At 70.6% G+C, this 5,812-nt stretch carries 8 protein-coding genes and 2 pseudogenes; all 10 read right to left on the bottom strand.

Annotated elements, in window-relative coordinates; all coding sequences use genetic code 11:
- Positions 1-67 precede the first annotated feature (67 nt).
- Positions 68-343, bottom strand: a complete 276-nt coding sequence (locus ACFC0D_RS37935) for a hypothetical protein (RefSeq protein WP_375821567.1) — start codon at positions 341-343, stop codon at positions 68-70.
- A gap of 1 nt (position 344) precedes the next feature.
- The gene (locus ACFC0D_RS37930; protein ID WP_375821566.1) at positions 345-788 is read right to left on the bottom strand and encodes a hypothetical protein; all 444 of its coding nucleotides are present in this window, start codon (positions 786-788) and stop codon (positions 345-347) included.
- A gap of 101 nt (positions 789-889) precedes the next feature.
- Complete coding sequence (locus ACFC0D_RS37925; protein ID WP_375821565.1) at positions 890-1,447, bottom strand: hypothetical protein; 558 nt, start codon at positions 1,445-1,447, stop codon at positions 890-892.
- Entirely contained in the window at positions 1,440-1,787 is a 348-nt protein-coding gene (locus tag ACFC0D_RS37920; RefSeq protein ID WP_375821564.1) for a hypothetical protein, read from the bottom strand. Before ACFC0D_RS37920 ends, ACFC0D_RS37925 begins: the two co-directional genes overlap by 8 nt.
- Complete coding sequence (locus ACFC0D_RS37915) at positions 1,784-2,794, bottom strand: hypothetical protein (protein WP_375841084.1); 1,011 nt, start codon at positions 2,792-2,794, stop codon at positions 1,784-1,786. The genes ACFC0D_RS37920 and ACFC0D_RS37915 overlap by 4 nt, the downstream gene beginning before the upstream one ends.
- A gap of 18 nt (positions 2,795-2,812) precedes the next feature.
- Complete coding sequence (locus ACFC0D_RS37910) at positions 2,813-2,995, bottom strand: hypothetical protein (RefSeq protein ID WP_375821562.1); 183 nt, start codon at positions 2,993-2,995, stop codon at positions 2,813-2,815.
- A 354-nt stretch (positions 2,996-3,349) separates the two neighbouring features.
- A pseudogene (locus ACFC0D_RS37905) lies at positions 3,350-3,934 on the bottom strand (N-acetylmuramoyl-L-alanine amidase); the annotation flags it as partial.
- A 17-nt stretch (positions 3,935-3,951) separates the two neighbouring features.
- A complete protein-coding gene (locus tag ACFC0D_RS37900) occupies positions 3,952-4,359 on the bottom strand; it encodes a hypothetical protein (RefSeq protein WP_375821561.1) in 408 nt (135 codons plus the stop codon).
- A 124-nt stretch (positions 4,360-4,483) separates the two neighbouring features.
- The gene (locus tag ACFC0D_RS37895; RefSeq protein WP_375821560.1) at positions 4,484-4,864 is read right to left on the bottom strand and encodes a hypothetical protein; all 381 of its coding nucleotides are present in this window, start codon (positions 4,862-4,864) and stop codon (positions 4,484-4,486) included.
- A 52-nt stretch (positions 4,865-4,916) separates the two neighbouring features.
- Positions 4,917-5,812 (bottom strand): annotated as a pseudogene (locus ACFC0D_RS37890) (hypothetical protein); the annotation flags it as partial.

Below are 5,812 nucleotides of genomic sequence, written 5' to 3'. Positions count from 1 at the left end.
CGCGCCGACCGCGTCGCCGTCGGTCCGCTGGTCCCGTAGCGTGATCTTGACGGGGGCCTCTCCATGTTCAGTGCGAGTACTGCCCGTCGGCGGTGGGGCAGGCCGGGTCGGCACAGGCGCAGTAGGCGCCGGGGGGCTCTTCCTCGGTGGGCACGACGGCCGGCGGGGGGTCGTCGTCGGCCACCTTGCCGCGTAGGGCGGTCAGGAGGTCGGCCTCCGTGGGCACGGGGAGCGGGGTGTCCCGCTGCTCTCGCAGCAGGCGCAGTGCTGCGGTGTACGGGATGCCGCGGGCGGCGGCCAGCTGGCGCGCGGCCTTCTTCTCGCTGGAGCGTTCCTTGGGCATGTCAGTCCTCCACGATGGTCGGTGTGCAGCCGGGTCCGTCGACGGGGCGCGGCTTGCCGAAGCACGGTTCGCCGGCGGGGTGGGTGCAGCCCTTGTCCGCGCGTTCCCGGAGTGCCGCCAGTTCGGCGCGCATGGTGTCGTTGGGGTCGCCGACGTACAGCGCGTACGCGTCGGCCGGCGGTGCCTGGGAGTAGTGCTCATCGGCGCGGCGCTGCCAGATGCTCACCTTCATGGGCCCGTAGTACTGGTGCTGCACGCGGATGTAGCTCACCTGGTGGGTGGCCGCGTGGTACGCCTCCACGAACGGGCCGGGGGCTTCGTCCCAGGATCCCCAGGAGATCATCTCGGGGGGCGTCTGGTCGAAGCGGTAGGCGGCGTAGCAGTAGGGGGCCTGCATGTCGATGCGGGGCATGGTGGCATCGGCCGCGAGCGGCTGCACTTCCATGACCTGGCGGAATCGGTGGCCCTGGCGGAGTCCGAGGTGGTCGGGCTCCTCGGGGCGCCCGCACCCGGGGGCAGAGCAGTGGGGTTCTGTGGGTCGGTCTGTCACGGGAAGTCCACCTCTACGTCGTTTCCCTCGAATGCGATGCTCTGGGTGTTGTAGGCCGATGCGGCGCCGCGCTGGAGGGTGTCTGCGGCGGCCTCGGGTCCGGCGGTGGTCCACGCGCGGATGACTGCGACCATGACGCGTCGCATGCCTTCCAGGGTGGTCGACCGGTGCTCGGTGCGGTTCTTGTAGCCGTTCCAGTTGATCGACGCGGTGACGCTGACCCGGTTGGGTGCGGGGGTGCTGTTCACGCGCTGCCTGAAGCGGGGGATGGTGATCAACCGGTTGTGTGCCGTCTCCAGCTTGCGGAGGTTGCGGGCGGACTGGCCCTTGCCCGCGCGCCAGTCGCGCCAGGTGCGCACCGGGATGCCGGCGGCCTCGGCCGCGCGCGTTATGGCGCTGCGCCGGTCCGTGTCCCCCTTCTTGGGCGTGAACAGGTTCTCCAACTGGTTCATGCGCGCCTGGAGGCCGCGGCGCTGCGTGATGGGGGTGCGTACCTCGTTGCGGGGGTAGCGTGCGCTGAGGGCGGCATCTAGAGCTGCGGCAAGGTCAGGCACGGTCGCTCCCCTCGTCGTCGGCGTAGGCGGTCAGGGTGTCGGGGTCTCCGTGCCAGAGCGCGACTGCGACGGGGTTGTCCCAGATGCGGTCCCAGTAGCCGGTGGTGTAGAGCTGGCGGAGAGTGGCGGCCTGGATCATGCCGTCCCGGTCGGTGACCGTGAGCATGGTCCAGTTGGCCCATATGACGAAGGCGCGGTCGGTGGCGGCCTGTGCGCTGCGGGCGGCCTGCTGGCGGACCAGGGCGCGCAGTCTGCGGGTGGCGGCGCGTGACTGGACGGCCGCGACCGCCGCGGCCACCGAGGTGGCTACGGCGGCCAGGGCCAGGAGGAGGACGGTCACAGGATGTCGTCCCCGTCGGTGTCCAGGACCATGGGCACGTCCTGCGCGCGCTGGTCGGTGCGGACCGGGGCGGCGTTCGGCTTGGGCTTGAGGGCACCGAGCTGGCGTCCGGTCGGGTCGTACTTGAAGGGGGGCTTGGGCTTGCTCATGACCTCGGGGAGGTCCGCGCCGATCACGGTGATCTCGTCGGTGGCACCCATGGAGATGAGGGGCCGGCCGGTCTCGGTCCAGCGCCACGCCTTGCGCCACATCGCGGCGGACGCGTGCGCGAGAACGGCGTGATTCCAGTCGGGGCGCCGGGTGCGGCACTTCTCGCCCGTGAGCATCATCGACAGGGCGGCGGAGTAGCCCTCCTTGAACGCGTCGTACTGGTCCTCGGCCGCCTTGCGGGTGGCGTCGGTCTGCGCCTGGTCGATCGCGTCGAGACGGGTCAGGCGCAGCTCCCGCAGCGTGGCGGACCAGTCGCGGAAGTCGGTGCGCACGTCGCTGGTCCAGGAGTCGTAGATCACCACGTCCGCGAGCGCGCCCTGCTCGTGCAGCTCCAACATGAGCTGGAGCGTGGGGTGGGCCACCCACAGGGACTCTTCCGTCTCGGTGCGGGAGGAATCCCCCAGGGGCGAGACGATCGTGCCCGAGAACGCCCAGTACGGCGTGCGGACGCGGTAGTACCCGGGGAGCACCTGGCGGGGGGAGGGGTACTCCCCGTGGTGGATGCCGCCGGTCTCCTTGAGGTGGGAGTGCGCCACCTGCACCGCGCCGATCGCGGCCAGGTAGGCGCCGTTCGCGTCCAGGGTGAGGGCCTCGCGGTCGGCGGGGATCTCGTGGATGCCGATCCAGTTCCAGTGCGGGATGTAGACGTCCCGGGACGGGGGGGTGACCGGCGCCCGCCAGAACGGCTCACGGCCGTAACGGGCGGGGGGGGTCTGGCGTTCCAGGATGGAGAGGGCCGGGAACATCGGCGGCTGGTCGTCGTCGTTGGGTTCGGGTGACATGTGAGTGTCGATCACAGGTCTGCCTCTTTCGGGTCACTTGGGAGTGATGGGTGTTTCGGACTCCAGAGCGACGCGTACGAGGAGTCGTACGGCGGCGGCCTTGGAGATGCCGAAGCGCTGCGCGGTCCGCTCGATCTGTGCCTTTTCCTGTGCGGTGAACAGGCACGTGATGGGGTGGTCCAGCCGTTCGGCCGGATCTTTGAAAGGGCGGGCCATGCGCATAAACCTAACAGGTTTTCACTGGTCTTGGTAGGGGCCGGGGGACGCGAAACCCCCCGCTCCAGACCGAGTTGACAGGGGGTACAGCAACTCGGGCGGCGCGGGGGGCCGGGGTGGTTCCCTCAACGGGCGGGAGGGGGAACCGATGTGACGTACCGGCACCGTACCCCCATACGGGGACGGTTGCGACTACTTCCCCCGATCCGCCTGGAGGGCATCCACCTCGGCCTCCAGGCGGGCCAGCCGCGCGTCCTGCTGCACGTCCTTGAGCCCGGGCGGCCTGGTCGCGACGGGCGGCTTGGTGGCCGGGGGCTTGGGCTTGGGGTCCGCCGGCGGCTTGGGCTTGCCCGTGAGCCGGGTCTTCACCCGGGCGCGCATGGACGCCATGGTGAACCCGCGGGGGTCGATCTTGCCCGGCTGCCACTCAAGGTGCCCGATCACGGAGCCCTCGTTCCACCCGTGGTGCCGGCACACCGCGGCGGCGGCCCGCTCGATCGCTTCGAGCTGCACCGCGGGCCACGGGTCCTTGCCGTCCCCGAGGTTCTCGCACTCGAACCCGTAGAAGCGCCGGTTGCCGTCGGTGTTCGCCTCGTTGTCCGCGGGCAGTGCCGTCTCTGCGACGACCGCGCGCAGCACATCGTCGTCCCCGAGCCCGGCATGGTTGGCGCGGCCGTAGCCCACCAGGTGCACCTTGCCGTCCTTGGTGATCACGCCGTGGCAGAGCGGCCCGGGTAGACCCTCGTAGCCCTTGCGGCAGATCTCCACGGTCTTGGCGCTGCCCTTGGTCACGGTGTGGTGGATCATCACACCGTTCACGGGCCCCCAGGGCCCCTTGTGGTTGCGGTTGTGGCTGGCGGGGGACTTCCCCTCGGTCTTGACCTCGACCACGGTCAGGCCCTCGGCCCGCAGTGCCTTGGCGAACTCCGGGTAGCTCATCGGATCGGCCATGGTGATCAGTCCTCGTCCACGCGGGAGCCGAACCAGCCGCGCGACGCGGTACGGCGGCGCGGCTTGGGGGTGTCGTCGGCCGCCGCAGAGGTGTCGATGGACTCGGCGCCGGCCCCCTTCTTGTCCGTGCTCTCGGTGGCGCCGGCGTCGTCGGCGCGCTCCTGGGGCGCGGGGTGGAACGGGCGGCTGATCAGGGAATCGATCTTGCCCAGGAGGGTGTCCAGCTTCCCCTCCAGGCCGGTCACCTTGGCCTCCAGGCGGTCCGCCCGGTCGGTGTCCCCCTCCTTGCGTGCCTCGGCGGCCTCCTCCTTGGTGTCCTTGATCTCCTCCTTGACCTCGGCGGCCTCCTCCTTGACCTCGGTCGCGGCCTCGGTGCCCGGGGGGTTCTCGGTGCCGTCGCTCTTGGTGGTCATGGCGTCCTTTCCTGGTGCAGATCGGTCGGGGGCGCACAGGGCGCCGGGGTGAGGGCGGCGCCCCCGAGGTAGACCAGCACGGCCGTGCTGGCCACCGCGAGGACGGCCGTGAGCGCGCGCCGGATCACGGGTGTGCACGCCGTGTGGACGGGCCGGGGGGCCGTGTGGGCTTCACGTTGACAGGGATCGGCTTGACGCCCGCGGCCCGGGTGAGCGCCTGTACGTGCTCGAACACCAGTTGAAGACCGGACGGGGGCGCGCCGTACGTCATGGAGCCCTCCACGCACACCACGACGAACTCCGCCAGGGGCAGGCCGGCCTTGCGTGCGCCCTCCTCCCAACGGTCCTGGAGCACGGGCCCGGCGGGGATGCGGACGGTGTGGTCGCCCAGCAGGAATTGCAGGGTCTCATCCGCGCTCTTGCCCAGCCGCGCGGCCAGGTCGTGCACGCGTTGGTGCGTGTCCACGGACACGCGGATGCTCTTGTACTGCGGCTCGGTTGCCATGGCCGGGACCCTACTCATGTGCGTGCATCCTGTCTACGCGGTGTGCACTAGGTCAGGCGTAAGCGATCCATGACCAGTTGGTGAGCGCGTTCGTGGAGCGGTACGCGCGGATGGTGAAACCGGTTGTGGTCACGCTGTCGACATAGCCACGAATCACCGTGCCGGAGGGGTCGGCCGCGGACCGGGGGTCGATCGTCACCGCGGGCGTGCTGGGGAACGGAGTCGGGAACACGACGTTGACGGACGTGACCCCGCCTCCGGCGCCGGGTGCCGCGGTGGACGCCTGCCCGCCCTGGAGGTTGGCCGCGGTCACCGAACCGGTGATCTCGAACACCTGGGTGACGGCCTCAATCCGGTTGGCGTTGACGGTCGGGGATCCGCCGTGCAGCCGGATGCTCGACTTGGCCGTGTTCACGGTCGTGCTGGGGGACTGGAGGAACAGGGACGGGGTGTCGGCGCCGTGGGTGGAGGTCAGGTTCGTCCCCAGGGCAGCGTCCGCCCACGTGACCCCGGGAACGGTCGCGGGCCGGAGCTGCTGGAGGGCCTGTGCCCCGCCCGCAATGATCTCGATCAGGGACCCGAGGTTGTTGGACCAGACGACACCCGTGTCTGTGTTGATGTTGACCGTGCCGGTCGACCCGAGCACGGTCACCCCGTCCTCGTAGGCGTTGCCGTAGGGGTCGGTGCCGGCCGCTGCTGCGATGGCCAGGACCAGCGTCCCGGGGCCCGGGGTGCCGTCGTAGTAGAACGCCTCACCCCCGAGCGACGTGCCGCCGCGGATCGTGATGTCGTTGAACTCCGCTGACCCGTTCTGGTCGAGGTGCCAGCCGGACACCCCGGGCACGTAGTTCGCGGCGCACCGAACACGGAGGCCATCGACACCGCCGGCCTGACGGCACTGCCGGGCACCGCGACTCCCGGCGCCGGAACGGCCGACGCGCCGGACGC

Source organism: Streptomyces sp. NPDC056222, from assembly GCF_042264065.1.
In the GTDB taxonomy this organism is placed as follows: Bacteria; Actinomycetota; Actinomycetes; order Streptomycetales; family Streptomycetaceae; genus Streptomyces.
The sequence above is the reverse complement of the archived record's forward strand: the minus strand, read 5'-3'. Positions and strand labels throughout refer to the sequence as shown.